At 66.4% G+C, this 24189-nt stretch carries 24 protein-coding genes; 8 read left to right on the forward strand and 16 right to left on the reverse strand.

The features are described 5' to 3' along the window. Positions 1-264: 264 nt before the first annotated feature. The 3 genes from AC1Z3W_RS30675 to AC1Z3W_RS30685 all read left to right on the forward strand — a co-directional run bounded on the left by AC1Z3W_RS30675 (position 265) and on the right by AC1Z3W_RS30685 (position 6009). Complete coding sequence (locus AC1Z3W_RS30675) at positions 265-1887, forward strand: NAD(P)/FAD-dependent oxidoreductase (protein WP_175824971.1); 1623 nt, start codon at positions 265-267, stop codon at positions 1885-1887. Between the two features lie 212 nt (positions 1888-2099). Next, positions 2100-4757: a DNA mismatch repair protein MutS gene (mutS, locus tag AC1Z3W_RS30680; protein WP_483509230.1), complete on the forward strand. Its 2658-nt coding sequence runs from the start codon at positions 2100-2102 to the stop codon at positions 4755-4757. Then, on the forward strand, positions 4738-6009 hold the full coding sequence (locus tag AC1Z3W_RS30685) for a hypothetical protein (RefSeq protein WP_057925200.1): 1272 nt from the start codon (positions 4738-4740) through the stop codon (positions 6007-6009). The genes mutS and AC1Z3W_RS30685 overlap by 20 nt, the downstream gene beginning before the upstream one ends. On the opposite strand, the gene AC1Z3W_RS30690 is transcribed toward AC1Z3W_RS30685, so the two are convergent. Beyond that, on the reverse strand, positions 5989-6537 hold the full coding sequence (locus AC1Z3W_RS30690) for an FKBP-type peptidyl-prolyl cis-trans isomerase (RefSeq protein WP_057925201.1): 549 nt from the start codon (positions 6535-6537) through the stop codon (positions 5989-5991). The genes AC1Z3W_RS30685 and AC1Z3W_RS30690 overlap by 21 nt on opposite strands. A gap of 32 nt (positions 6538-6569) precedes the next feature. Here AC1Z3W_RS30690 and AC1Z3W_RS30695 point away from each other — a divergent pair, with 32 nt between their 5' ends. Both AC1Z3W_RS30695 and AC1Z3W_RS30700 read left to right on the forward strand, forming a co-directional pair. Next, entirely contained in the window at positions 6570-7790 is a 1221-nt protein-coding gene (locus tag AC1Z3W_RS30695; protein ID WP_124834650.1) for a cupin domain-containing protein, read from the forward strand. A 54-nt stretch (positions 7791-7844) separates the two neighbouring features. Beyond that, the gene (locus AC1Z3W_RS30700; protein ID WP_011657350.1) at positions 7845-8090 is read left to right on the forward strand and encodes a hypothetical protein; all 246 of its coding nucleotides are present in this window, start codon (positions 7845-7847) and stop codon (positions 8088-8090) included. A 20-nt stretch (positions 8091-8110) separates the two neighbouring features. Here the strand turns inward: AC1Z3W_RS30700 and AC1Z3W_RS30705 are convergent, their stop codons facing one another. The 11 genes from AC1Z3W_RS30705 to AC1Z3W_RS30755 all read right to left on the reverse strand — a co-directional run bounded on the left by AC1Z3W_RS30705 (position 8111) and on the right by AC1Z3W_RS30755 (position 17502). Then, positions 8111-8293: a hypothetical protein gene (locus AC1Z3W_RS30705; protein WP_175824901.1), complete on the reverse strand. Its 183-nt coding sequence runs from the start codon at positions 8291-8293 to the stop codon at positions 8111-8113. 123 nt (positions 8294-8416) lie between these two features. Beyond that, positions 8417-9193 (reverse strand): MBL fold metallo-hydrolase, encoded by a 777-nt coding sequence (locus tag AC1Z3W_RS30710; protein WP_124834652.1) that lies wholly within the window; start codon positions 9191-9193, stop codon positions 8417-8419. A 4-nt stretch (positions 9194-9197) separates the two neighbouring features. Beyond that, complete coding sequence (gene bamC, locus AC1Z3W_RS30715; RefSeq protein ID WP_124834653.1) at positions 9198-10343, reverse strand: outer membrane protein assembly factor BamC; 1146 nt, start codon at positions 10341-10343, stop codon at positions 9198-9200. Between the two features lie 112 nt (positions 10344-10455). Then, on the reverse strand, positions 10456-11361 hold the full coding sequence (gene dapA / locus AC1Z3W_RS30720; protein WP_483509231.1) for a 4-hydroxy-tetrahydrodipicolinate synthase: 906 nt from the start codon (positions 11359-11361) through the stop codon (positions 10456-10458). Positions 11362-11408: 47 nt separating this feature from the next. Continuing rightward, on the reverse strand, positions 11409-12011 hold the full coding sequence (locus AC1Z3W_RS30725; protein ID WP_483509232.1) for a class I SAM-dependent methyltransferase: 603 nt from the start codon (positions 12009-12011) through the stop codon (positions 11409-11411). Between the two features lie 9 nt (positions 12012-12020). Then, a complete protein-coding gene (locus AC1Z3W_RS30730) occupies positions 12021-13223 on the reverse strand; it encodes a tryptophan--tRNA ligase (RefSeq protein WP_057925207.1) in 1203 nt (400 codons plus the stop codon). A gap of 8 nt (positions 13224-13231) precedes the next feature. After that, complete coding sequence (locus tag AC1Z3W_RS30735; RefSeq protein ID WP_057925208.1) at positions 13232-13894, reverse strand: site-2 protease family protein; 663 nt, start codon at positions 13892-13894, stop codon at positions 13232-13234. A gap of 45 nt (positions 13895-13939) precedes the next feature. Further along, entirely contained in the window at positions 13940-14572 is a 633-nt protein-coding gene (locus tag AC1Z3W_RS30740; protein ID WP_057925209.1) for an L-threonylcarbamoyladenylate synthase, read from the reverse strand. Between the two features lie 73 nt (positions 14573-14645). Then, positions 14646-15476, reverse strand: coding sequence for a 3',5'-nucleoside bisphosphate phosphatase (locus AC1Z3W_RS30745; RefSeq protein WP_057925210.1), 831 nt, complete (start codon positions 15474-15476; stop codon positions 14646-14648). A gap of 79 nt (positions 15477-15555) precedes the next feature. Then, positions 15556-16446 carry an alpha/beta fold hydrolase gene (locus AC1Z3W_RS30750; protein WP_483509233.1) on the reverse strand — a complete coding sequence of 297 codons (891 nt, stop codon included), beginning with the start codon at positions 16444-16446 and terminating at the stop codon, positions 15556-15558. Between the two features lie 204 nt (positions 16447-16650). Beyond that, complete coding sequence (locus tag AC1Z3W_RS30755) at positions 16651-17502, reverse strand: ferritin-like domain-containing protein (protein ID WP_057925212.1); 852 nt, start codon at positions 17500-17502, stop codon at positions 16651-16653. Between the two features lie 148 nt (positions 17503-17650). Here AC1Z3W_RS30755 and AC1Z3W_RS30760 point away from each other — a divergent pair, with 148 nt between their 5' ends. From AC1Z3W_RS30760 to AC1Z3W_RS30770, 3 genes are all read left to right on the forward strand, one after another. Further along, positions 17651-18175, forward strand: a complete 525-nt coding sequence (locus AC1Z3W_RS30760; protein ID WP_483509234.1) for a gamma carbonic anhydrase family protein — start codon at positions 17651-17653, stop codon at positions 18173-18175. A 25-nt stretch (positions 18176-18200) separates the two neighbouring features. After that, a complete protein-coding gene (gene hslO, locus AC1Z3W_RS30765; protein WP_057925214.1) occupies positions 18201-19151 on the forward strand; it encodes an Hsp33 family molecular chaperone HslO in 951 nt (316 codons plus the stop codon). Positions 19152-19291: 140 nt separating this feature from the next. Further along, the gene (locus AC1Z3W_RS30770) at positions 19292-19651 is read left to right on the forward strand and encodes a hypothetical protein (protein ID WP_057925215.1); all 360 of its coding nucleotides are present in this window, start codon (positions 19292-19294) and stop codon (positions 19649-19651) included. A gap of 94 nt (positions 19652-19745) precedes the next feature. On the opposite strand, the gene ftsB is transcribed toward AC1Z3W_RS30770, so the two are convergent. The 4 genes from ftsB to AC1Z3W_RS30790 form a co-directional block, all read right to left on the reverse strand. Next, positions 19746-20171, reverse strand: coding sequence for a cell division protein FtsB (gene ftsB / locus AC1Z3W_RS30775; protein WP_483509235.1), 426 nt, complete (start codon positions 20169-20171; stop codon positions 19746-19748). An 82-nt stretch (positions 20172-20253) separates the two neighbouring features. Next, positions 20254-21537: a phosphopyruvate hydratase gene (gene eno / locus AC1Z3W_RS30780; RefSeq protein WP_011352544.1), complete on the reverse strand. Its 1284-nt coding sequence runs from the start codon at positions 21535-21537 to the stop codon at positions 20254-20256. Between the two features lie 106 nt (positions 21538-21643). Beyond that, positions 21644-22498 (reverse strand): 3-deoxy-8-phosphooctulonate synthase, encoded by an 855-nt coding sequence (kdsA, locus tag AC1Z3W_RS30785; protein WP_057925217.1) that lies wholly within the window; start codon positions 22496-22498, stop codon positions 21644-21646. Continuing rightward, entirely contained in the window at positions 22495-24153 is a 1659-nt protein-coding gene (locus tag AC1Z3W_RS30790) for a CTP synthase (protein WP_057925218.1), read from the reverse strand. The genes kdsA and AC1Z3W_RS30790 overlap by 4 nt, the downstream gene beginning before the upstream one ends. Between the last annotated feature and the right edge of the window lie 36 nt (positions 24154-24189).

Consider the following 24189-nt stretch of genomic DNA (forward strand, 5'->3'; position numbering starts at 1 on the left):
ACTCGCCTGCATCGTCATGATGGAGCGCGCGTTGCCTTCCGGTTGTCCGGGAGGCGAAGTAAGCTTCTTTATGCAGGGGTTGCCTCAGGCGCCCGTCCTGACTTTGCCCGAGTGGTCCGGCCTGCCGGTGTATCGCCGCGGGTACCGCGCTTTCCGATGCCGAATAATCGGCTTCGGGGATGCCCAGGCAGCACATGCCGCCAGCGCCGGCCACCGCCCGTCTCAACACCGCCACGACCTCGTGGCGACCGTATCCGAATATTCATGTTACGGCTAAGCGAACTTAAACTCCCGCTCGACCACCCCGAGAGCGCCCTCGAAGCCGCGATTCACGCGCGCCTCAAGGAGCTTGGCGTGGCAGCAGACGGGCTCCTCCGTTACACGGTGTTCCGCCGTGCGCACGATGCGCGCAAGCGCTCCGACATCAAGCTCACGTATATCGTCGATGTCGAGCTCAAGGACGAAGCGGCCGTGCTTCCGCAACTCGCCGGCACGCCGCATTGCGGCGTGACGCCCGACATGGCGTACCACTTCGTCGCGAAGGCGCCGGAGCACGGCAATTTCCTGCGCCCGGTCGTCATCGGCATGGGGCCGTGCGGTCTGTTTGCGGGCCTGATTCTCGCCCAGATGGGTTTCCGCCCCATCATCCTCGAACGCGGCAAGGCCGTGCGCGAGCGCACCAAGGACACCTTCGGCCTGTGGCGCAAAAGCGTCCTCAATCCCGAGTCCAACGTGCAGTTCGGCGAAGGCGGGGCCGGGACGTTTTCGGATGGCAAGCTGTACAGCCAGATCAAGGATCCGCACCACTACGGTCGCAAGGTGCTCGACGAATTCGTCAAGGCCGGCGCACCGGAAGACATCCTGTATCTGAGCCGGCCGCACATCGGCACGTTCCGCCTCGTCAGCATGGTGGAAAAGATGCGCGCGACGATCCACGAACTGGGCGGTGAAGTACGCTTCGAAACCCGGGTCGAGGACATCGAGATCGATCAGGGCAAGGTGCGCTCGCTGACGCTGTCGAACGGCGAAACGCTGCGCTGCGATCACGTCGTGCTGGCCGTGGGCCACAGCGCGCGCGACACGTTCCAGATGCTGCACGAGCGCGGCGTCTACGTCGAAGCGAAGCCGTTCTCGCTGGGCTTCCGGATCGAGCATCCGCAGGGGCTGATCGATCGCAGCCGCTTCGGCAAGTTCGCGGGCCACAAGCAACTCGGTGCGGCCGACTACAAGGTGGTTCACCACTGCAGCAATGGACGCGCGGTCTACAGCTTCTGCATGTGCCCGGGCGGCACGGTGGTCGCAGCAACCTCCGAGCCGGGCCGCGTGGTCACCAACGGCATGAGCCAGTATTCCCGCGCCGAGCGCAACGCGAACGCGGGCATCGTCGTCGGCATCACGCCGGAAGACTATCCGGGCGGCCCGCTTGCGGGCATCGCATTCCAGCGCAAGTGGGAAGAGCGCGCGTTCGAACTGGGTGGCGGCGATTACAGCGCGCCGGGTCAGCTGGTCGGCGATTTCATCGCGGGCCGGCCGTCGACGTCGCTGGGCTCCGTGGTGCCGTCGTACAAGCCGGGCGTGCGCCCGACCGACCTCAGCACCGCGCTCCCCGACTACGTGATCGAAGCCATTCGTGAAGCGCTGCCGCAGATCGACAGGAAGATCGCCGGCTTCGCGATGCACGATGCGGTGCTCACCGGCGTGGAGACGCGCACGTCGTCGCCGATCCGGATCCGGCGCAAGGACGATTACCAGAGCGTAAACGTCGAAGGACTGTATCCGGCCGGCGAAGGCGCCGGGTACGCGGGTGGCATTTATTCGGCCGCCATCGACGGCATCGAAGTCGCGCAGGCGGTGGCGCTCGATCTGATGTCGGCGCACGCGTCCTGATGATTCGCCGGCGAGGCTCGGCGCACGACGATTCGTGCGCCGAGTGACGCCGGCTTTTCAATGCCTGCCCGGCAACGAGGTCGAATCGCCCGATCGAGCCGACGGCCGTCGATCGCGAACTCCGGCAACTGGCCGAACGGCGAACTTCGCGCTTGCGTACCGAAGCCACTGGTAAACTCGGGCAACTCAAGCAACAACTTTACGCCGGATCTATGACCACGCTGTCGCCCGAGGCCTTTGCTGGCCACACTCCGATGATGCAGCAGTACCTGCGCATCAAGGCCGATCACCCCGACACGCTCGTCTTCTACCGGATGGGCGACTTCTACGAGCTGTTCTTCGAAGACGCTGAGAAGGCCGCGCGCCTGCTCGACCTGACCCTCACGCAACGCGGTGCATCGGCCGGCACGCCGATCAAGATGGCCGGCGTCCCGCATCACGCGGTCGAACAGTATCTGGCGAAGCTCGTGAAGATGGGCGAATCGGTCGCGATCTGCGAGCAGATCGGCGACCCGGCCACGTCGAAGGGGCCGGTCGAGCGCAAGGTCGTGCGCGTCGTCACGCCCGGCACGCTGACCGATGCCGCGCTGCTGTCCGACAAGAACGACGTCTACCTGCTCGCGATGTGCACGGGCCACAACAAGCGCGGCGTCGCGGTCAACATCGGCCTCGCGTGGCTGAACCTCGCGAGCGGCGCGCTGCGGCTCGCCGAAATCGAACCCGACCAGCTCGGCGCCGCGCTCGAACGCATTCGGCCGGCCGAGATCCTGACGGCGGACGGCGCAACCGACGCGATGCCCGCCGGCGCCGGCGCGATCAAGCGCGTGCCGGCGTGGCACTTCGACATCGCATCGGGCACGCAGCGCCTCTGCGACCAGCTCGACGTCGCCGGGCTCGACGGCTTCGGCGCGCATTCGCTGACGAGCGCGTGCGGCGCGGCGGGTGCGCTGCTGCTATACGCGGCCGCCACGCAGGGCCAGCAGCTGCGTCACGTGCGCAGCCTGAAGGTCGAGAACGAAACCGAATACATCGGGCTCGATCCGGCGACGCGCCGCAACCTCGAGCTGACCGAAACGTTGCGCGGCACCGAATCGCCGACGCTGTACTCGCTGCTCGACACCTGCTGCACGACGATGGGCAGCCGCCTGCTGCGTCACTGGCTGCATCACCCGCCGCGCGCGTCGGTTGCCGCGCAGTCACGCCAGCAAGCGATCGGCGCACTGCTCGATGCACCCGCGAACGCGAGCCTCGACGCTCTGCGCAGCGCGCTGCGCCAGATCGCCGACGTCGAGCGGATCACCGGGCGCCTCGCGCTGCTGTCCGCGCGGCCGCGCGACCTGTCGAGCCTGCGCGACACATTCGCTGCGCTGCCGGCACTGCGCGAGCGCATCAGCGCAATCGTCGCGAACGCGGATGCGCTCACGCGCGTCGACGCGGCGCTCGCACCGCCCGCCGAATGCCTCGACCTGCTGACGAGCGCGATCGCCCCCGAGCCGGCCGCGATGGTGCGCGACGGCGGCGTGATCGCGCGCGGCTACGATGCCGAACTTGACGAGCTGCGCGACATCTCCGAGAACTGCGGCCAGTTCCTCATCGATCTCGAGGCACGCGAGCGCACCCGCACCGGCATCGCGAACCTGCGCGTCGAATACAACAAGGTGCACGGCTTCTACATCGAGGTCACGCGCGGCCAGACCGACAAGGTGCCCGACGATTATCGCCGGCGCCAGACGCTGAAGAATGCCGAGCGCTACATCACGCCGGAACTGAAGACCTTCGAAGACAAGGCGCTGTCCGCGCAGGAGCGCGCACTGGCCCGCGAGCGCGCGCTGTACGACGGCGTGCTGCAGGCGCTGCTGCCGTTCATTCCCGAGTGCCAGCGCGTCGCGTCGGCGCTCGCGGAGCTCGATGTGCTCGCCGCCTTCGCCGAGCGTGCCCGCACGCTCGACTGGGTCGCACCGGCCTTCACCGACGAAATCGGCATCGAGATCGAACAGGGGCGCCACCCCGTCGTCGAAGCCCAGGTCGAGCAGTTCATCGCAAACGACTGCCGGTTCGGCGCCGAGCGCAAGCTGCTGTTGATCACCGGCCCGAACATGGGCGGCAAGTCGACGTTCATGCGCCAGACGGCGCTGATCGCGCTGATGGCATACGTCGGCAGCTACGTGCCCGCGAAGGCGGCGTGCTTCGGCCCGATCGACCGCATCTTCACGCGGATCGGCGCGGCCGACGACCTCGCCGGCGGCCGTTCGACCTTCATGGTCGAGATGACCGAAGCCGCCGCGATCCTCAACGACGCGACGCCGCAAAGCCTCGTGCTGATGGACGAAATCGGCCGCGGCACGTCGACGTTCGACGGCCTCGCGCTCGCGTGGGCCATCGCGCGTCACCTGCTCGCGCAAAACGGCTGCTACACGCTGTTCGCGACGCACTACTTCGAGCTGACGCAACTGCCGGCCGAATTCCCGCAAGCGGCGAACGTCCATCTGTCGGCCGTCGAGCACGGCCACGGCATCGTGTTCCTGCACGCGGTCAACGAAGGCCCGGCGAACCAGAGCTACGGGCTGCAGGTTGCGCAACTCGCGGGCGTGCCGGCGCCGGTGATCCGCGCCGCGCGCAAGCATCTCGCGTATCTCGAACAGCAGTCGGCCACGCAGCACACGCCGCAACTCGACCTGTTCAGCGCGCCGCCCGCCGCAGCCGACGAATTCGAATGTGCGGAAGCGCCGGCGCCGTCCGACATCCCGCATCCGGCGCTCGAGAAGCTGCGCGACATCGATCCCGACGACCTCAAGCCGCGCGAAGCGCTCGACCTGCTGTACGAACTGCGCACGCTCGTCCGCTCGCACGATGCCGACGGGCACGCATAAACGCCTCCCGCCGGGTCGGTCGGCCCGCACCGCGGCCGCGCTGGTCGCGGCGGCGCTCGCGCTGGCACTGACCAGCGCGCTCGCGGCACCGCCCAAGCGTGCCGCCCCGCCCTACTCGTTCGCGATCGTGTCGGGCGTGATCGACGTACCGGCCGACGAGCCTGCCGCGCAGAGGCTGTTCGAATCGATCGCTCGCGAGCGCAACCTGGCCTTTGTCGTCTATGCGGGCGACATCAAGGGCGCGAAGGAAGCGTGCCGCGACTCGCTGTACACGCAGCGCGGCGCGATCCTGGACGCGTCGCGCGTGCCGCTCGTGTTCATACCCGGCCATGACGACTGGGTGACGTGCAACACTGCGGCCGGCGGCGGCTACGACCCGGTCGAACGCCTGGACTTCCTGCGCCAGACGCTGCTTGCCGACGCGGCGCTGCCCGACCCCGGCGCGCTGCAGATCACGCGCGAAAGCGAAGTCGCCCGCTTCCGGCCCTACCGCGAAAACGCGCGCTGGATGCACGACGATGTCGTCTATGTCGCGCTGAACGCACCGGCGCCGAACAATCACTACCTGACGGCCGGCGGTCGCAACGGCGAATTCGAGGACCGCATCATCGCGAACGGCTTCTGGATCGATCATGCGGCCGAATATGCGAAACGGCGCGAAGCGCGCGCCATGGTGGTGATTTTCGAAGGCGATCCGCAATTCGATCGCTATGAGCGCGCCGAACGCTTCGCATGGTTGCGCTTCAACCGGCCGCGCATCCGCGACGGCTTCCGTGAGCTGAAACGAACGCTGGTGAAGGCGGCGGCGACTTTCCGCGGCCCGATCCTGGTGATGCACGCGAGCAACGCGCCGCTTGCGACCGGCTTCCTGATCGATCGCCCGCTGCATGCGGACGACGGTGTGCTGGTGGGAAATGTGACGCGCGTCGCGATCGGACCGCGTCATCCGGCAAATCAGTGGGTGAAAGTCAGCGTATCGCCTGCACGACAGACGATCTTCAACGTGAGCCTGCAGGACGTCCCGAAGAACCTGCCGATCCCGCCCACGCTGCCGGTCGTGCCGCGAGACGATGTCCCGCTGCCTCAGATGCCGGAAATCCCGGCGTTGCCGGCACTGCCCGACTCGTCGTCGGTCGCGCCGCCGCTGCAAGGCGACGGCACGACGCCGGGCGGTGCCTCGTGGCCCGCGCCGCCCCCTGCCTCAGGGCCGGCGCCCGGCCTGCCTGCCAGTTCAGTGCAGGGTACGCCCTGACGGCGTGTCGCCGTCACCGTCCTCGTCTTCGTCCTCGTCGACGATTTCGAGGCCTTCCGCGCCGTGTGCGTGCTCATGCTCGATCTCGTCCTCGGTCGCTTCGCGAACGTCCTTGACCGTGAGCGCGAAACGCAGCGCCATGCCCGCGAGCGGGTGGTTACCGTCGAGCACGACCTTGTCCTCGGCGATGTCGGTGACCGTGTAGATCAGCGAATCCACTTCCTCGTCGCCGTCCTCCGGCGTGCCTTCGAACTGCATGCCCACTTCGAGCGGCTCGGGAAAACGGTCGCGCGGCTCGATCTTCACGAGCTCGGGATCGTAGTCGCCGAACGCGTCCTGCGGCTCGAGCTGAATCTGCGCCTGGTAACCGGGCTCGTGGCCGTCGAGCTGTTCCTCGATCTTGGGGAACGTGCCATCATAGCCGCCGTGCAGATAGACCATCGGCTCGTCGCTCTCCTCGATCAGATTGCCTTGCGCATCCGACAGCTTGTAAGTGACCGACACGACGGTGTTTTTTGCGATTTTCATCCAATTCTCCCAAATACAAGTCTCATTATACGATGCGCAACCGGTCTCAAGCCGAACCGCGGGATGCCGCTGCCGCCCCGCTCGGCGCGCCGCCCTCCGATCTTCCCACGCCGCTGCTCGGCGGTCTCTCGCCGGCGCAATTCATGCGCCGCTACTGGCAGAAGAAGCCGCTGCTGATCCGCCAGGCGATCCCCGGCGTGAAACCGCCGGTCACGCGCGATGCACTGTTCGAGCTGGCAGCCGACTATGACGCCGAATCGCGACTGATCACCCATTTTCGTAACAAGTGGCAACTGGCGCACGGTCCGTTCGAGCCGGGCGCGCTGCCTGCCGTTTCGCGCAAGTCCTGGTCCTTGCTCGTCCAGGGGCTCGACCTGCACGTCGACGCGGCCCGCGCGCTGCTCGACCGCTTTCGCTTCATCCCGGACGCGCGCCTCGATGACCTGATGATTTCGTACGCGACGGACGGCGGCGGCGTCGGCCCGCACTTCGACTCGTACGACGTGTTCCTGCTGCAGGTCGAGGGCCGGCGCCGCTGGCGCATCGGCGCACAGAAGGACCTGTCGCTGCAGCCGGACGTGCCGCTGAAGATCCTCGAGCATTTCGAGCCGAGCGACGAATGGGTGCTGGAGCCGGGCGACATGCTGTACCTGCCGCCGCACATCGCGCACGACGGCGTGGCCGAAGGCGAATGCATGACCTGCTCGATCGGCTTTCGGGCCCCGTCCGCCGGGGAACTGGGCGCGCAATTCCTGTACTACCTCGCGGAACGCGGCGGCCTGCGTGACGAGCACGGCGACGATCTCTACCGCGACCCGAAGCAGCCGGCGGTCGACGCGCCTGCGCAGTTGCCGCCGGCGATGGTCGAGCGCGTCGCCGAGATCGTCGATGCGATCCGCTGGCGCAAGCGCGACGTCGCCGAATTCCTCGGCTGCTACTTGAGCGAACCGAAATCGAACGTCGTATTCGAGCCGCCGGCACGCCCGCTGTCCGAGGCCGCGTTCGTCACGCAAGCGTCACGCCGAGGCGTGTATCTCGACAGAAGGGCCGCATTGATGTATAACGCGCGCTCGTACTTCATCAATGGCGAGGAAGAACCGCTCGAGCAAGCCGGCGAATGGCTGCCCGAACTGGCCAATCTGCGCCACATGGAGGCGAAACGGTTTGTAACACTATCCCGGGTTCCCTCAATGACAGCCTTGCTGCACGAGTGGTATTGTGCGGGCTGGATACGGGTCGGAAACCGGATTTAGTGAGTCGCCCCGTATGCCCGTGCAGATCAAATTCTGTATGGGAAAGACAACGTATTGACCCCGCATTTGTCGACGGTCGATAGGAAAGTGCATATAATTTCCGCCCAAGCCGTAGGGAAGATTCACGCTCTAGAAGTGCGTCTCCACCAGCGGCCCAGGTCGGTGTTGGAGCACATTACCGGTATTGTTTCGCGCTGTTGCTTACCTTTAACCATAAAAGGACGTGATCATGAAGAAATCCCTCCTCGTAGCTTCCCTGTTGGCTGCTGTTGCACTGGCTGCTTGCAACAAGAGCGCTGATCAAGCTGCTTCGTCGGCTGCTAGCGACGCTTCGGCTGCTGCTTCGTCGGCTGCTTCGGCAGTTGCTGGTGCTGCGAGCGACGCTTCGGCTGCTGCTTCGTCGACGACGGCTGCTGCGAGCGACGCAGCTGCTGCTGTGGCGTCGGCTGCTTCGGCAGCGACGGCTGCTCCGGCTTCGGGCGCAAGCCAGTAAGCCTCAGCATCAGCTGAAAAAAAACCGGCCCTTCGGGCCGGTTTTTTTATGTCTGTCGGTTCCGCATGCCGGGCCAGGCAGCCGGGCCGGACAAGATGCCGCCCCGCCCCTCTTGCGCCCCTTGCGCGCCCGCTCAACCGAGCGTCAGCCAGTCGAAGCCCGCGTCCTGCGTGGCCACGACCACCTCCTCCCCGTCCGTTCCCAGCACACCGGCCAACGCCTGGCGGGCCAGCTCGGGCCGATTGTTCTGCTGGCTCAGGTGTGCCGCGACCAGATGCTGCAGGCGGCTGCGTTCGAGCGACGCGAGAATGCCGGCGGCGGCATCATTGCTCAGGTGGCCATGATTGCCGCCGATCCGCGCCTTCAGCGACTGCGGATAGCGGCTCCCGGCCAGCATTGCGGTATCGTGGTTGGATTCGAGCACCAGCGCGTCACAGCCGCTCAGGACGGCCGTGATGTGCGGCGTGGCCATCCCGACGTCGGTCAGCACGCCGAGCCGGCGGCAACCGTCCATGAAGACGAACTGGAGCGGTTCCCGCGCGTCGTGAGGCACCGTATAGGGCATCACGGCCAGATCGCGTATCGCGGCCGTCTCGTCGCCCCACAACACGTGGAGATCGACATCGGCCTCGTCCGCGCCCACCGCGCGCGCCGTGCCCCAGCTCATATAGAGCGGCAGCGACCCGCGCCGCGCGAGCGTCAGCGCGCTGCCGACGTGGTCGCTGTGTTCATGGGTGATGAGGATCGCATCGAGATCGTCGATGCCGAGATTCAGGCGGCCGAGGCGACGCTCGACCTCCTTCGCTGAAAAACCGCAGTCGAGCAGCACGCGGGTGGTCGTCGTGCCGCTCGAGACCTCGACGACCAGCGCATTGCCTTCGCTGCCGCTACCGAGGCTGGCGAAGCGCACGCGGTCAGTTCAGCTGCGCGTGCAGCAGCGAAATGATCCGCTGCGCGTCCGACGAGTTGTCGACCTGGCCGTTCGCGTCAACCACCGCGACCTGCGTGCCGCCATTGCCCTGCGCGCGCACGTTGACGAGGTATTCCTTGCCCGGCTTGGCCGCCGACGGGCCACCGTAGAACAGCTTGCCGAACAGCCCGTCGCGCTTGAGCTCTTCCATCGTGTTCGCGTAGCGGACCGTGTACAGGCCCTTCTCTCGATCGCGATTGTCGACCGCGAAGTTGGTGCGGTCGAGCGCGAGACCGACGCGCAGCCACGCGCGGTCGAACGATTCAGCCAGCTGCAGCGTCGCGGCGCCGCTGCTCGTGTCGCTGACCTGCGCCGGCGCCGTCGCCGGACGCGCATCGGTCAGCAGCTGCTTCGCCTGCGCGTCGCTCAGGCCGAACTTCTGCATCAGCTTCGACAGGAACACGGCCTCGAGCACCGGGTTGCGCGGACGCTCTTCCCAGCGCGACGACGTGCCGCCCTGCGGACCGACCATCATTTCTTCCATCGCGCTGTGCGTGATCGAGATGTCGGTGTTGCCGTTCGACGTGCGGTTCACGAGCGTACGGAAACGGTCGCGCGTGCCGGACGAGTACGCGAAATCGATGACCTTGCCGATCGTGCGGCGGAACCAGTCATCGGGGATGTTCGCACGGTTCTCGGCCCAATCGGTGGCCATGATGCCGGTCGACGGTGCATCGGTCTTCAGCGAGAAGCCGTTCTCCTGCCAGAATTCCTTCAGGATCGGCCACAGCTGCTCGGGCGTGCGCCCGTCCACGACGAGCCAGCGACGGTCGCCGTCGCGCTCGATATGCATGCCGAGCGGATCCTGCGCGCTCGGGACGCCGTCGGTCGCATTGCCTGCGGCGGTGGTCGCCCGCGGCGGCAGCGTGCCGAGGCCGGCGTTGCTCGGCGGTGCGACGAACTGCTGGGTCGTCGGCACCGGCTTCAGGTCGCTCGGCACCGCGAGCGGCGGCGCCGAACCCGTGTTCTTGTAGTTGACCCGGTCGGGCGCCAGATAGTCGTTCAGCGTATCGCAGCCGGCGAGCGTGCCCAGCGCCAGCGCCACCACCGAAACCTGGATGGCGCGAGAGGAAAAGGCGAAACGTTTCATGAAATCCTTCGTCTTGCTAGAACGCTCGTCAGGAGCGGCGCCGGACGGAGCCGGCCGGTGCGGGTTGATGAGGGGTCGAGCCGGCGGCCGCAGGACGCGGCCGCCTTGCGCATCAGGCGAGGACGCCGGCCTCGACGAGGGCCGAACGCACGACATCGTGGCAACGCTCGTCGAGCGGCGTGAGCGGCAGGCGGATGCCGCCCTGCATCTTGCCCATCGCCCGCAGCGCCCACTTCACCGGAATCGGGTTCGCCTCGATGAACAGGTTCTTGTGCAGCGACAGCAGCTTCATGTGCAGCTCACGCGCCGTCGCGACATCGCCGGCCAGCGCCGCGCGGCACAGGTCGCTCATCGCGCGCGGTGCGACGTTCGCCGTCACCGAGATGTTGCCGTGACCGCCGAGCAGCATCAGCGCGATCGCGGTGGGATCGTCGCCACTGTAGATCGCGAAGTGCTTCGGCGCGGCCTTGATCAGGTGCGCGGCGCGATCGATGTTGCCCGTCGCTTCCTTCACGCCGATGATGCCTGGCACCTGCGCGAGGCGCAGCGTGGTCTCGTGCGCCATGTCGGCGACCGTGCGGCCCGGGACGTTGTACAGGATCACGGGCAGGTCGACCGCTTCGGCGATCGCCTTGAAGTGCCGGTACATCCCTTCCTGCGTGGGCTTGTTGTAGTACGGCACGACCTGCAGCGTTGCGTCGGCGCCGACGGCCTTCGCGTGCTTCGTCAGCTCGATCGCCTCGGCGGTCGAATTGCCGCCCGCGCCCGCGATGATCGGGATGCGCTTGCCCGCATGCTCGACCGCCGTGCGGATCATCAGGATGTGCTCTTCGACGTTGAGCGTTGCCGACTCGCCACTCGTGCCGACCACGACGAGTGCGTCGGTGCCTTCCTCGATGTGCCAGTCGATCAGTTTGCGAAATGCCGGCAGGTCGAGACTGCCGTCTTCGAGCATCGGGGTGACGATCGCGGGGATGCTGCCGCGGATTTGAATGCCGTCTTGGGTGCCGTTAGCCATGAAACGCGATTGATTGATGTACCGGTAAACGTTGAGATTGTAGCGGATTAGCCGGGCAGTTCGTAACGTGGAATTCCCGCCCCCGCCGTCGGGGTCGCGCCCTCGCGTATCGCGCAGATGCGCTGCACGAACGCCTCACGCGGCGCGGCGACGAATCCGTCCTCGTACGCGACCACCCGCAGGCGGTCGCGTACCGCGTCCAGCAGCTCGCCCGGGGCGAGCAGGAACGCGGGATTGGACGGTTTGCCGACCGTTTCGTTTCCTTGCGCGAAGGTTTCGTAGATCAGCACGCCGCCCGGGGCCACCGCATCGAGCAGATGGGGCCAGAGCGGACGATGCAGATAATGGGTGACGATCACGGCCGCGAACGAAGCGCCGGCCGGCAGCGGCCAGGGCGCGCCCTCGAGATCGGCGTCACGCGCGTCGACGCCGGGAATCGCCAGCAATGCGGCCAGCGCGGCCGGATCGCGGTCGAGCGCGACGACCGGATGCCCGTGCGACGCAAACCAGCGCGCATGGCGGCCGCCGCCCGCGGCGACGTCGAGCACCGCGCCGCCCGCCGGGACGAGCCGCGACCACCGGGCGACCCAGCGCGACGGCTCGGTCTGGGCGACGTGGCCGCCCGCGGCGGCAATGACAGGTTCGCGCATGCCGTCAGGTCAGGTGTACGACAGGCCCATCGCCTCGCGCACGTCGCGCATTGTCTCGACCGCGTGCTTGCGCGCCTTGTCGCAGCCGTCCGCGACGATCGCGCGCAGCAGCGACGGATCGTCCATGTACTTCTGCGCGCGCTCGAGCATCGGCTGCTGTTCGCGCAGGATCCCTTCGACGACCGGCTGCTTGCAGTCGAGGCAGCCGATGCCCGCCGAGCGGCAGCCCTTCTGCACCCAGTCGTGCGTCGCTTCGTCCGTATAGACCTGGTGCAGTTGCCACACCGGGCACTTGTCGGGATCACCCGGATCGGTGCGGCGCACGCGCGCCGGATCGGTCGGCATCGTGCGGACCTTCTTCGTGATCGTCTCCGCGTCCTCGCGCAGGCCGATCGTGTTGCCGTACGACTTCGACATCTTCTGCCCGTCGAGACCCGGCATCCGGGACGCTTCGGTCAGCAGCGCCTGCGGCTCGACCAGGATGATCTTGCGTGCGCCTTCGAGATAGCCGAACAGGCGTTCGCGGTCGCTCATCGACAGGCTCTGCGACTCCTGCAGCATCGCGCGCGCCTGTTCGAGCGCCTCGTCGTCGCCCTCCTGCTGATATGCATTGCGCAGCTCGTGATAGAGCTTCGCGCGCTTGCCGCCGAGCTTCTTCGCGGCCTCGAGCGCCTTCTCCTCGAAGCCCGGCTCGCGGCCATACAGGTAGTTGAAGCGGCGCGCGATCTCGCGCGTCATCTCGACGTGCGGCACCTGGTCTTCGCCGACCGGCACGAGAGAGCCGCGATACAGCAGGATGTCGGCCGCCATCAGCACGGGGTAGCCGAGGAAGCCGTAGGTCGACAGATCCTTGTCCTTCAGCTTCTCCATCTGCTCCTTGTAGGTCGGCACGCGTTCGAGCCAGCCGAGCGGCGTGCTCATGCCGAGCAACAGCGCGAGTTCGGCATGCTCGGGCACCTTGCTCTGGATGAACAGCGTCGCCTGCGCCGGATCGATGCCGGACGCGAGCCAGTCGATCAGCACGTCCCACACATTCTTCTCGATGACCTCGGGCGTTTCGTAGTGCGTCGTCAGCGCATGCCAGTCGACCACGCAGAAGAAACACGGGTACTCGGACTGCAGCTTCACCCAGTTTTTCAGCACGCCGTGGTAGTGGCCGAGGTGCAGCGACCCGGTGGGTCGCATGCCGGAGAAAATACGTTCAGGGAACATGATTGTCGTTAGAGAAGCGAGGCGAATGGGGACAGGATGGCGCTCAGGACGGCATAGCCGACGTTGACGAGCGGGCGCAGCCAGAAGTTCGTCAGCACGCCCGTCGTGACCAGCACGAGGACGATGATGAAACCGTACGGCTCGATGCGCGACAGCGCGATCGATTGCTTCGGCGGCAGCAGCGCCGCCAGGATGCGGCCGCCGTCGAGCGGCGGCAGCGGAAACAGGTTCAGCACGCCGAGCACGAGGTTCGCGCTGACGCCTGCAAACGCCATCCGCGTGAAGAACGGCTCGTCGATACCCACGGCGGGCAGCACGAGGGTCAGCACGCCCCAGATCAGCGCCTGCACGAAGTTGCAGGCCGGGCCCGCGAGCGACACCCACAGGCTGCCCCAGCGCGGATTGCGCAGGTTGCCGAACGATACCGGCACCGGCTTCGCATAGCCGAACAGGAACGCGCCGCCAGTCAGGAAGTACATCGCGAGCGGAATCGCGATCGTGCCGAGCGGATCGATGTGGCGCATCGGGTTGAACGATACGCGCCCCATCATGTAGGCGGTGTTGTCGCCGAGCAGGCGCGCGGCATAGCCGTGCGCGGCCTCGTGCAGCGTGATCGCGAAAATCACGGGCAGCGCGTAGACGGCGATGGTCTGTATCAGGGAAGCATCCATATCGCGTTATTGTAACAAGCGCACTCGCGCAAAAATGAGCGGCGCTTACGCGGCCGACAGCCCGAACGGTTCGAGCGCGCCGCGCCCCGCGCGCACGAGCTGCGGTTCGTCGCCCGTCAGGTCGATCACCGTCGACGGCTCGCGCGGGCACGCACCGCCGTCGATCACGAGGTCGACCTGTTTCTCGAGCTGCGCGCGGATGTCGTCCGGATCGTTGAGCGGTTCGTCGTCCGGTGGCAGGATCAGCGTCGTGCCGAGCAGCGGCTGGCCCAGCGATTCGAGCAGCGCGAGCGTGATCGCGTGATCGGGCACGCGCAGCCCGATCGTCTTGCGCGACGGGTGCGACAACCGGCGCGGCACTTCCTTGGTCGCCTGCAGGATGAACACGTACGGGCCCGGCGTCACCGACTTGATCTGCCGGTACTGACGGTTGTCCACCATCGCGAAGTTGGCCAGTTCCGACAGGTCGCGCACGAGCAGCGACAGGTGCTGCTTCTCGTCGAGGCCGCGAATGCGGCGCACGCGCTCGACCGCGTCCTTGTCGTCGAGGTGGCACGCGAGCGCGTAGCTCGAATCGGTCGGCATCGCGATCACGCCGCCCTTGCTGACGATGTCCGCAGCCTGCTTGATCAGGCGCGGCTGCGGATTATCCGGATGAATCCTGAAGAACTGGGACATGGAGGCACGTAAAGAGGGGAAGTCGGATGCGCGCCGGCGGCAACGCGTACGGCAAGCGGCCGCTGCGCGTCAGTCAGAGCCAGCGCTCCCAGACCGGTTTCAGGTCGGGCGGCAACGGCGGCAGGCTGCCGAGCTCGACGCGGCCCTCGCCCGGCGCATGGAAATCCGAACCGCGCGACACCTCGAAGCCGAAGCGGCGGGCGACGTCCGCGTATTCGCGGTACTGGTCGGGCGTATGACTGCCCGTGACGACCTCGATCGCGCGGCCGCCGAGATCGATGAATTCGCCAAAGAACGCGTCGAATTCGACCGGTGTATAGCGGTAGCGGCCCGGATGCGCGACCACGGCCTCGCCGCCCGCCGTGCGAATCCAGGCGACGGCGTCGGGCAGCGTCGCCCAGCGGTGCGGGACGAATCCGGGCTTGCCGTCGCCGAGCAGGCGGTCGAACACGTCGGACGTGGATGCGGCGTGGCCGTTCTCGACGAGAAAGCGCGCGAAGTGGGTGCGCGAGATCAGGTCGGGATTCGATACGTACTTCAGCGCGCCTTCGTACGCGCCGGGGATGCCGAGCGTCTCGAGCTGCGCGCCGATCGCCTGCGCGCGGGCGGCACGGCCGTGGCGCGTGCGATACAGGCCGTCGACGAGCGTCGGGTTCGCCGGATCGATGTTGAGGCCGACGATGTGCACGGTGCGCGACGCCCACGTGACCGAGATCTCGACGCCGCTCAGATAGCGCATGCCGAGCGCCTCCGCCTCGCTGCGCGCCGCCGCCTGGCCGCCGATCTCGTCGTGGTCGGTCAGCGCCCACAGAGTCACGCCGCCGGCATGGGCGCGGCGCGCGACGTCGGCAGGCGACAGCAACCCGTCGGAAACATTCGAATGGCAGTGGAGATCAGCGTTCATTGTCGGTATGGCAGGTGAGGCTTCATTCTACTGCAACGCGGCAATTCCGCCGCCCGCCTGCCCTGCCGCTGCCGCCGGCCTACGCGCAGAACGCCTCGATCAGCGCCGCGATCTGCTCCGGCTGGTCGTGATGGACCATGTGGCCAGCATCCTCGACGAGCTTTTCGCGCCAGTCGGGGAACGCGCCGAAACGCGCCTTGAACTCGGGCAGCGGGATGTCGCCCGCGAGGTATGCAAGCGTCGGCGAATTGACGGCCTCGACGTGCAGCACCTTCGCGCGCACCTGCTTCCAGACGGCCATCACCTCGTCGAACCGGTACAGCATCGGGCCCGCCATCTTGTGCGCGGGGTCCGCCAGCAGGTGGTACAGGCCGTCGTCGCCGCGCTTCGACCAGTGCGCGGCGAGAAACGCGGCACGGCCCGGATCGAGCCGCGGATTGGTCTTGATCAGCCGGGCCGCCACGTCGTCGAGCGACGCGTACGGACGCAGCGCCGGCGGCTCGCGCAGTTCGTCGAGCCAGCCGCGCAGCCGGCGCGGCGCCTGCTCGGCCCGCGCGGGGGCAAGCCCGAACCCTTCGAGGTCGACCACGCGCCGCACGCGCTCCGGTCGCGCGCCCGCATACAGGCACACGACGTTCGCGCCCATGCTGTGCCCGATCAGGTTGACTTCGCCGGTCGGCGCATAGTGATCGACGAGCGCATCGAGATCGCCCAAGTACTCGTGGAACCAGTAATGCCCGCCGCCCTGCCGTGCAACCGGCCAGTCGGACAGGCCGAAACCGCGTGCATCCGGCGCGATCACCTGCCAGTCGCCCGCGAGCGCGTCGACGACGAACTGGAACGATGCGGCGACATCCATCCAGCCGTGCAGCATGAACAGCGTCGGCGCATCGGGCCGGCCCCAGCGCCGCACATGCAGCTTGACGCCGCGCACCGTGACGAAATCGGAAACAGAACTCGAGGCACTCATTGCAACCGCCAAAAAAAGAATGGTCGTTCGATTATAACGATGACGCTTCCGTTCCGGCGACCGGAAATCGAGGCAGTTCTCTAGCGACGGGGAGCCGCTGGCGCGCGGAACCCGCGCATCGGACGGCGCGGGAATGGCGCCGAACGGCCGGGTGGCCGGCCGGTGACAGCTTTCGCACCGTGCAGCCGGCGGCGCGCAGCCACCCTAACCCGCCGCCTTGCCGTCCGACGCGTCCTGCGCGGCGAGTTCGTCCAGTTCCGCCTGCTCGAATCCCGCCGTGCGGCGTGCGTCGAAATTGAACGGCCCGCGCAGCCGCGGTGCATGGTACTGCTCGGCGAGTTCGCGGTAGGTGGGCACCGGATCGCGGCCAGCCTTGTCGCACAGGTGCCGGAACCAGCGGTTTCCGATCGCGACATGACCGATCTCGTCGCGCAGGATCACGTCGAGGATTGCCGCAGATGCGTCGTCGCCCGCCTGTACGAGCCGCGCGCGGATCGGCGGCGACGCGTCGAGCCCGCGCGCCTCGAGCGTGCGCGGCACGAGCGCCATCCGCGCGAGCACATCGGCCTTGGTCCGCTCGCACATCTCCCATAGCCCGTTGTGCGCGGGAAAATCGCCGTACGCATGCCCGAACCCGGCCAGCCGATCGGACAGCAGCGTGAAGTGATAGGCCTCCTCGGCCGCGACCTTCAGCCAGTCCGCATAGAACGCGTCCGGCATCCTGGCGAAGCGCCATATGGCGTCGAGCGCGAGGTTGATCGCATTGAATTCGATATGCGCGAGCGCATGCAGCAGCACCGCGCGCCCGGCAGGCGAGCGCATGCTGCGGCGCTCGAGCTGGCGCGGCTCGACGAGCGGCGGGCGCGCCGGACGGCCAGGCAACTCCGCCGGCTCATCCAGGTCGAGCGCCGGCGCAATCGCGGCTTGCCCGGCCAGTAGTGCGTCGTATAGCGCGCGGACCCGCGCGGCCTTCGCGGCCGGCTCGGACATCCGCAGCGCGTCGAGCGCGGCGCGGCGCACGCAGCGCGGCGCGGCGGTGAAAGAAGAAGGCTCCATGCTCGTCAAACGGGGCACCATCCGTGCGCATCGCGGGAGCACATGCACGCGACGGTTTACAATATGAGTTTGTGCCGCGACGCAATGCGCCCGGCACGCCAGACGCGCCATTCTACGGCGCCCCTCATCGAAGAGACCAGGAGACTCCGTGACGATCTACAAACTGGGCGAAACGGCCCCGACGATCCACGAAAGCGTATTCGTCGCCGATACGGCGGCCATCATCGGCAAGGTCGTGCTCGAGGAAAACGCGAGCGTCTGGTTCGGCGCGACGATTCGCGGCGACAACGAGACGATCACGGTCGGCACCGGCAGCAACGTCCAGGAAGGGGCGGTGCTGCACACGGACCCCGGCTTTCCTCTGACGATTTCCGAAAACGTGACGATCGGACACCAGGCAATGCTGCACGGATGCACGATCGGCGAAGGTTCGCTGATCGGGATTCAGGCGGTGGTCTTGAATGGCGCGGTCATCGGCCGCAACTGTCTGGTTGGTGCCGGCGCGGTCGTGACGGAAGGCAAGACGTTCCCGGACAACTCGCTGATTCTCGGCGCCCCGGCAAAAGTCGTGCGCGAGCTGTCGGCAGACGACATCGCGCGGCTGCGCGCAAATGCGAAGACGTACGTCGAGCGGCGTGCGCATTTCAAGGAGCAACTCGTGCGGATCGGGTGATTCGCGCGGATTTCAAGGAAGAAGAGTGAGCGACCAGTTACAGAAATTCATGTTCAATTCGGCACCCGTGCGCGGCGAGATCGTGTCGCTGCGCAACACGTGGCAAGAGGTGCTTTCCCGCCGTGACTACCCTGCCCCGGTGCGCACGGTGCTCGGCGAGATGATGGCCGCGTGCGCGCTGCTGTCCGCGAACCTGAAATTTCACGGCACCCTGATCATGCAGATCTTCGGCGACGGGCCGGTCCAGATGCTGGTCGTCCAGTGCGGCTCGGACCTGTCGATGCGCGCGACGGCCAAGTTCGCCGGCGACGCGGCGCAGACGATCGGTGACGACACGCGTTTCGCGTCGCTCGTCAACGCGAGCGGCCACGGCCGTTGCGTGATCACGCTCGACCCGGCCGAGAAGCTGCCGGGCCAGCAGCCGTATCAGGGCATCGTGCCGCTGAATGGCGTCGACGGCCCGCTCGAATCGGTGTCGCAGGTGCTCGAGCAGTACATGCACCATTCGGAGCAGCTCGACACACGTCTGTGGCTCGCGGCGGATCGCGACCGCGCGGTCGGCATGCTGCTGCAGAAGCTGCCGGGCGACGGCGGCATCGTGCCGCGCAACGCCGAGACGGACACCGATACCTGGGAGCGCGTCTGCACGCTCGGCGGCACGCTGTCCGCGAAGGAACTGCTCGAGGTCGAACCGGAAGTCGTGTTCCGCCGGCTCTTCTGGCAGGAAAACGTGCAGCACTTCGAGCCGGCCGGTACGCGCTTCCAGTGCTCGTGCTCGCGCGAGAAGGTCGGAGCGATGCTGCGCATGCTCGGCCGCGAAGAAGTCGACAGCGTGATCGTCGAGCGCGGTCACGTCGAGATCCACTGCGAGTTCTGCAACCAGCGCTACGAGTTCGATCCCGTCGACGTCGCGCAGTTGTTCGCCGCGCCGGAACTCGCGACCGGCATCACGCCGGCGACCGACCTGCGTCACTGAGCCCGAGCCGCGCGCCCGTGCCCGCGATGCGGGCGCGGGCGCATAATGACGCACGAGCATCGGACGCGCAGCTCAGGCGCCACAGGCCCGGCCTTCCGTGCAAGCCGCTTTCCGCCGTCGGCGCGTTGCTGGAGAAACACATGAATCGCCCGTTCCGCATCCTCGTCCTGACCAGCGTCGCAGCCGGCACGCTGGCCCTCGTCGGCTGCGCGGTGCAGCCGCCTTCGTCGACGATCCTGAGCCGCCTGCCCGAACCGGGCGCATCGGGCGGCCAGCCGCCCGCGCTGTCGAGCGCGGAGCGCAAGCGCTACGACGAGATCGACCGGCAGGCGCTGCGCGAGCAGAACGACGCGATGGCGGCCGAGGCCGCCGCGCGCGCGTGGTCGTATTACTCGCCGCCGCCCGTGACCGTCTACGGCGGCTATTACGGCGGCGGTTGGGGAAACCGGTGGAGCACCGGCATCGGCTATGGCTACGGTTACCCGGGCTGGTGGTGGTGATGCTTCACCGCGCCGAACGAATCGATTGAAAACTGACGGGAAATAAAAAAGCGCGGTATTTCCCGCGCTTTTTCAATGGTTCGGACTGCCGTGCTCAATGATGCACGGCCTTGCCCTTCTCGCCGCCGTGATGCCGCGACGGCTTCGCGATCGACTGCGGATTCGGCACGACACGCACGGGCGCCGCGAACACGGCACCGCGCGTCGACGTGCTCGAAGGCGTGTTGTTCAGCGGCCCGGCCGGCGCATTCGGCGACACGAACTGCACGAATACTTCGCCGTCCTTCACCATGCCCATCTCGTAGCGCGCACGCTCCTCGATGGCCGCAGTGCCGCTTTGCAGATCCTGCACTTCGCCCGCGATCCGTTCGTTGCGCAGCTTCTCGTCCGTATTCTTCTGCAACTGATCGCCGAGTTGCTGGCGCAATTCGTGCACCCGCAACCAGCCGCCGTGTCCCCACCATAGGGGGTACTGAATGAGCGCCAGCAAGGCAATCAGAACGACAGTGACAAGCCGCATGTAAGAGACGCAGATATAAGAAGCGCCGCTCCGCGCGACATGCACAGAGCGGCGTCGAGATGACGAACCCGATAGTAGCGCGTTAGCGCAGGTTATAGAAAGCCGATTTGCCCGGGTAGCTCGCGATATCGCCGAGATCTTCCTCGATGCGCAGCAGCTGGTTGTACTTCGAGATGCGGTCGCTGCGCGACAGCGAACCCGTCTTGATCTGACCAGCGTTCAGGCCGACCGCGATGTCCGCGATCGTCGAATCTTCCGTTTCGCCCGAGCGGTGCGAGATCACGGCCGTGTAGCCCGCGCGCTTCGCCATTTCGATTGCCGCGAACGTTTCGGTCAGCGTACCGATCTGGTTGATCTTGATGAGGATCGAGTTCGCGATGCCCTTCTCGATGCCTTCCTTCAGGATGCGCGTGTTCGTGACGAAGAGATCGTCGCCGACGAGCTGCACCTTCTTGCCGAGGCGATCGGTCAGCAGCTTCCAGCCTTCCCAGTCGCTTTCGTGCATGCCGTCCTCGATCGACACGATCGGGAACTTGTCGGCGAGCGTCGCGAGGTAGTCGGTGAATTCGGCCGACGACAGTTGCAGGCCTTCGCCCGCGAGCTGGTACTTGCCGTCGTGGTAGAACTCGGATGCCGCGCAGTCGAGCGCGAGCAGCACGTCTTCACCCGCACGGTAGCCGGCCTTCTCGATCGCCTGCAGGATCGTCGACAGGCACTCGTCGTTGCTGCCGAAGTTCGGTGCGAAACCGCCTTCGTCGCCGACTGCCGTGCTCATACCGCGGTCGCTCAGGATCTTCTTCAGCGCGTGGAACACTTCCGCGCCGCAACGCAGGGCTTCACGGAACGTCGGCTGGCTGACCGGGACGATCATGAATTCCTGGATGTCGAGGCTGTTGTTCGCGTGCGCGCCGCCGTTGACGATGTTCATCATCGGGACCGGCAGCTGCATCGCACCCGAGCCGCCGAAGTAGCGGTACAGCGGCAGGCCGGCTTCTTCAGCGGCTGCCTTCGCGACGGCCATCGACACGGCCAGCATCGCGTTCGCGCCGAGGCGCGACTTGTTGTCGGTGCCGTCCAGCTCGAGCAGCGTCTTGTCGAGGAACGCCTGTTCCGACGCGTCGAGGCCCATGATGGCTTCGGAGATTTCGGTGTTGATGTGCTCGACGGCCTTCAGCACGCCCTTGCCGTTGTAGCGACCGGCTTCGCCGTCGCGCAGTTCGATCGCTTCACGCGAGCCGGTGGACGCGCCCGACGGCACCGCCGCGCGGCCCATCGTGCCCGATTCGAGCAGCACGTCGCATTCGACGGTGGGGTTGCCGCGCGAATCCAGAATCTCGCGGCCGATGATATCTACGATTGCACTCATGGGTTTCCTCTGAGAATGACGATGGATTCTTCAAACTGCGACGGCACGCGTGCCGAAACTGCTTTCGCTACAGACGCGCGAAGCCGCCGCAAGGTTCATTCGATCTTTAGTTGAAATCGTTTTCCAGGAACGGATTGCGCTTCACCGCCTGGTCGAGCGTGACGAGCGTCTCCAGCAGCGCGCTCATCCGGTTCAGTGGCACCGCGTTCGGGCCGTCCGACTTCGCCTCGGCCGGATTCGGGTGCGTTTCCATGAACAGGCCCGCGACGCCCGTCGCGACCGCGGCACGCGCAAGCACCGGCACGAATTCGCGCTGGCCGCCCGAGCTCGTGCCCTGCCCGCCCGGCAACTGCACCGAGTGGGTCGCGTCGAACACGACCGGCGCGCTCGTCTCGCGCATGATCGCGAGCGAACGCATGTCCGACACGAGGTTGTTGTAGCCGAACGAGACACCGCGCTCGCACGCCATGAAGCGATCTTCCGACAGACCGGCTTCACGTGCCGCGTCGCGCGCCTTGTCGATCACATTCTTCATGTCGTGCGGCGCGAGGAACTGGCCCTTCTTGATATTGACGGGCTTGCCCGAGCGCGCGCACGCATGGATGAAATCGGTCTGGCGGCACAGGAACGCCGGCGTCTGCAGCACGTCGACGACCGATGCGACCTGCTCGATCTCCTCGATCGAATGCACGTCGGTCAGCACCGGCAGGCCGAGCTGGCGCTTCACTTCGCCGAGGATCCGCAGGCCCTCGTCCATTCCGAGGCCGCGAAACGACTTGCCCGAGCTGCGATTCGCCTTGTCGTAGGACGACTTGTAGATGAACGGCACGTTCAGCTTCTCGCAGATCTCCTTCAGGCGGCCCGCCGTGTCGATCGTCATCTGCTCCGATTCGACCACGCAGGTACCCGCGATCAGGAAGAAAGGCTGGTCGAGACCGACCTCGAAATCGCACAGCTTCATGCTTGCTCTCCGCGCGCTTGCTTGTTGGCGAGCGCGGCTTCGACGAACGACTTGAACAGCGGATGGCCGTCACGCGGCGTCGACGTGAATTCCGGGTGGAACTGGACGCCGACGAACCACGGGTGCATCGAACGCGGCAGTTCCATCATTTCCGGCAGATCCTCGCTCGGGGTACGGGCGCTGATGATAAGGCCGCCGGCTTCGAGCTGGGGCACGAAGCGGTTATTGACTTCATAACGGTGGCGATGGCGCTCGTTCACGTCCTTGCCATAGATTTCTTCCGCCATCGTGCCGGGCTTGATCGGGCAGCGCTGCGAACCCAGGCGCATCGTGCCGCCGAGATCGGATTCTTCGGTGCGCGTCTCGACCTTGCCGTCGCGGTCGTACCATTCGGTGATCAGCGCGACCACGCGCTCCGGCGTGTCCGGCTCGAATTCCGTGCTGTTCGCCTGCTTCAGGCCGACGACGTCGCGTGCGAATTCGATCACCGCGAGCTGCATGCCGAGGCAGATGCCGAGATACGGCACCTTTGCTTCACGCGCATAGCGGATCGCCGCGATCTTGCCTTCCGTGCCGCGACGGCCGAAACCGCCCGGAACGAGCACCGCATCCAGGTGCTTCAGGCTGTCGACACCGTTCGTCTCGATCTCTTCAGAGTCGATGTATTCGATGTTGACCTTGGTCGACGTGTGCAGCGATGCGTGGCGCAGCGCCTCGATCAGCGACTTGTACGACTCGGTCAGGTCGACGTACTTGCCGACCATGCCGATCGTCACTTCGTGCTTCGGGTTCTCGAGCTTCTCGACCAGCTCCGACCACATGCTCAGGTCGGCGTCCTTCGGCGACAGCTTCAGTTCCTCGCAGATGATCCGGTCGAGACCCTGGTCGTGCAGCATCTGCGGAATCTTGTAGATGCTGTCGGCGTCCCACACCGAGATCACCGCGTCTTCCGGCACGTTCGAGAACATCGAGATCTTCTTCGATTCGTCGTCCGGGATGCGGCGATCCGCACGGCAGAGCAGCACGTGCGGCAGGATGCCGATCTCGCGCAGCTTCTGCACGCTATGCTGGGTCGGCTTCGTCTTCAGCTCGCCGGCGGTCGCGACGTACGGCACGAGCGTCAGGTGCACGAAGCACGCGCTGTTGCGGCCGAGGCGCAGGCTCATCTGGCGAGCGGCCTCGAGGAAGGGCAGCGACTCGATGTCGCCAACCGTGCCGCCGATCTCGACGATCGCGACGTCCGGCTCGCCGCAGGTGGCCGATGCCGCGCCGCGCTCGATGAATGCCTGGATTTCGTTCGTGATGTGCGGGATCACCTGCACGGTCTTGCCGAGATAGTCGCCGCGGCGTTCCTTGCGGATCACCGATTCGTAGATCTGGCCGGTCGTGAAGTTGTTGGCCTTGCGCATCTTCGTGCTGATGAAGCGCTCATAGTGGCCGAGGTCGAGGTCGGTCTCCGCTCCGTCTTCCGTCACGAACACTTCGCCGTGCTGAAACGGGCTCATCGTGCCGGGGTCGACGTTGATGTAGGGATCGAGTTTGAGGAGGGTGACTTTCAGACCGCGCGATTCGAGGATCGCGGCGAGGGAAGCGGCGGCAATACCCTTGCCAAGGGAAGAAACTACGCCGCCGGTGACGAAAACATATTTGGTCATCGCTGGATGCTCGCGGGAAAAACGGATTATACCGTA

The organism is Burkholderia sp. 10_S31, assembly GCF_056930375.1.

Bases quoted from the DNA above. Each gene is read 5' to 3' on its own strand.
- AC1Z3W_RS30675 (WP_175824971.1), top strand. From the start codon at position 265: ATGTTACGGCTAAGCGAACTTAAACTCCCGCTCGACCACCCCGAGAGC.
- mutS (WP_483509230.1), top strand. From the start codon at position 2,100: ATGACCACGCTGTCGCCCGAGGCCTTTGCTGGCCACACTCCGATGATG.
- AC1Z3W_RS30685 (WP_057925200.1), top strand. From the start codon at position 4,738: ATGCCGACGGGCACGCATAAACGCCTCCCGCCGGGTCGGTCGGCCCGC.
- AC1Z3W_RS30690 (WP_057925201.1), bottom strand. From the start codon at position 6,537: ATGAAAATCGCAAAAAACACCGTCGTGTCGGTCACTTACAAGCTGTCG.
- AC1Z3W_RS30695 (WP_124834650.1), top strand. From the start codon at position 6,570: ATGCGCAACCGGTCTCAAGCCGAACCGCGGGATGCCGCTGCCGCCCCG.
- AC1Z3W_RS30705 (WP_175824901.1), bottom strand. From the start codon at position 8,293: ATGCTGAGGCTTACTGGCTTGCGCCCGAAGCCGGAGCAGCCGTCGCTG.
- bamC (WP_124834653.1), bottom strand. From the start codon at position 10,343: ATGAAACGTTTCGCCTTTTCCTCTCGCGCCATCCAGGTTTCGGTGGTG.
- dapA (WP_483509231.1), bottom strand. From the start codon at position 11,361: ATGGCTAACGGCACCCAAGACGGCATTCAAATCCGCGGCAGCATCCCC.
- AC1Z3W_RS30725 (WP_483509232.1), bottom strand. From the start codon at position 12,011: ATGCGCGAACCTGTCATTGCCGCCGCGGGCGGCCACGTCGCCCAGACC.
- AC1Z3W_RS30730 (WP_057925207.1), bottom strand. From the start codon at position 13,223: ATGTTCCCTGAACGTATTTTCTCCGGCATGCGACCCACCGGGTCGCTG.
- AC1Z3W_RS30735 (WP_057925208.1), bottom strand. From the start codon at position 13,894: ATGGATGCTTCCCTGATACAGACCATCGCCGTCTACGCGCTGCCCGTG.
- AC1Z3W_RS30740 (WP_057925209.1), bottom strand. From the start codon at position 14,572: ATGTCCCAGTTCTTCAGGATTCATCCGGATAATCCGCAGCCGCGCCTG.
- AC1Z3W_RS30745 (WP_057925210.1), bottom strand. From the start codon at position 15,476: ATGAACGCTGATCTCCACTGCCATTCGAATGTTTCCGACGGGTTGCTG.
- AC1Z3W_RS30750 (WP_483509233.1), bottom strand. From the start codon at position 16,446: ATGAGTGCCTCGAGTTCTGTTTCCGATTTCGTCACGGTGCGCGGCGTC.
- AC1Z3W_RS30755 (WP_057925212.1), bottom strand. From the start codon at position 17,502: ATGGAGCCTTCTTCTTTCACCGCCGCGCCGCGCTGCGTGCGCCGCGCC.
- AC1Z3W_RS30770 (WP_057925215.1), top strand. From the start codon at position 19,292: ATGAATCGCCCGTTCCGCATCCTCGTCCTGACCAGCGTCGCAGCCGGC.
- ftsB (WP_483509235.1), bottom strand. From the start codon at position 20,171: ATGCGGCTTGTCACTGTCGTTCTGATTGCCTTGCTGGCGCTCATTCAG.
- eno (WP_011352544.1), bottom strand. From the start codon at position 21,537: ATGAGTGCAATCGTAGATATCATCGGCCGCGAGATTCTGGATTCGCGC.
- kdsA (WP_057925217.1), bottom strand. From the start codon at position 22,498: ATGAAGCTGTGCGATTTCGAGGTCGGTCTCGACCAGCCTTTCTTCCTG.
- AC1Z3W_RS30790 (WP_057925218.1), bottom strand. From the start codon at position 24,153: ATGACCAAATATGTTTTCGTCACCGGCGGCGTAGTTTCTTCCCTTGGC.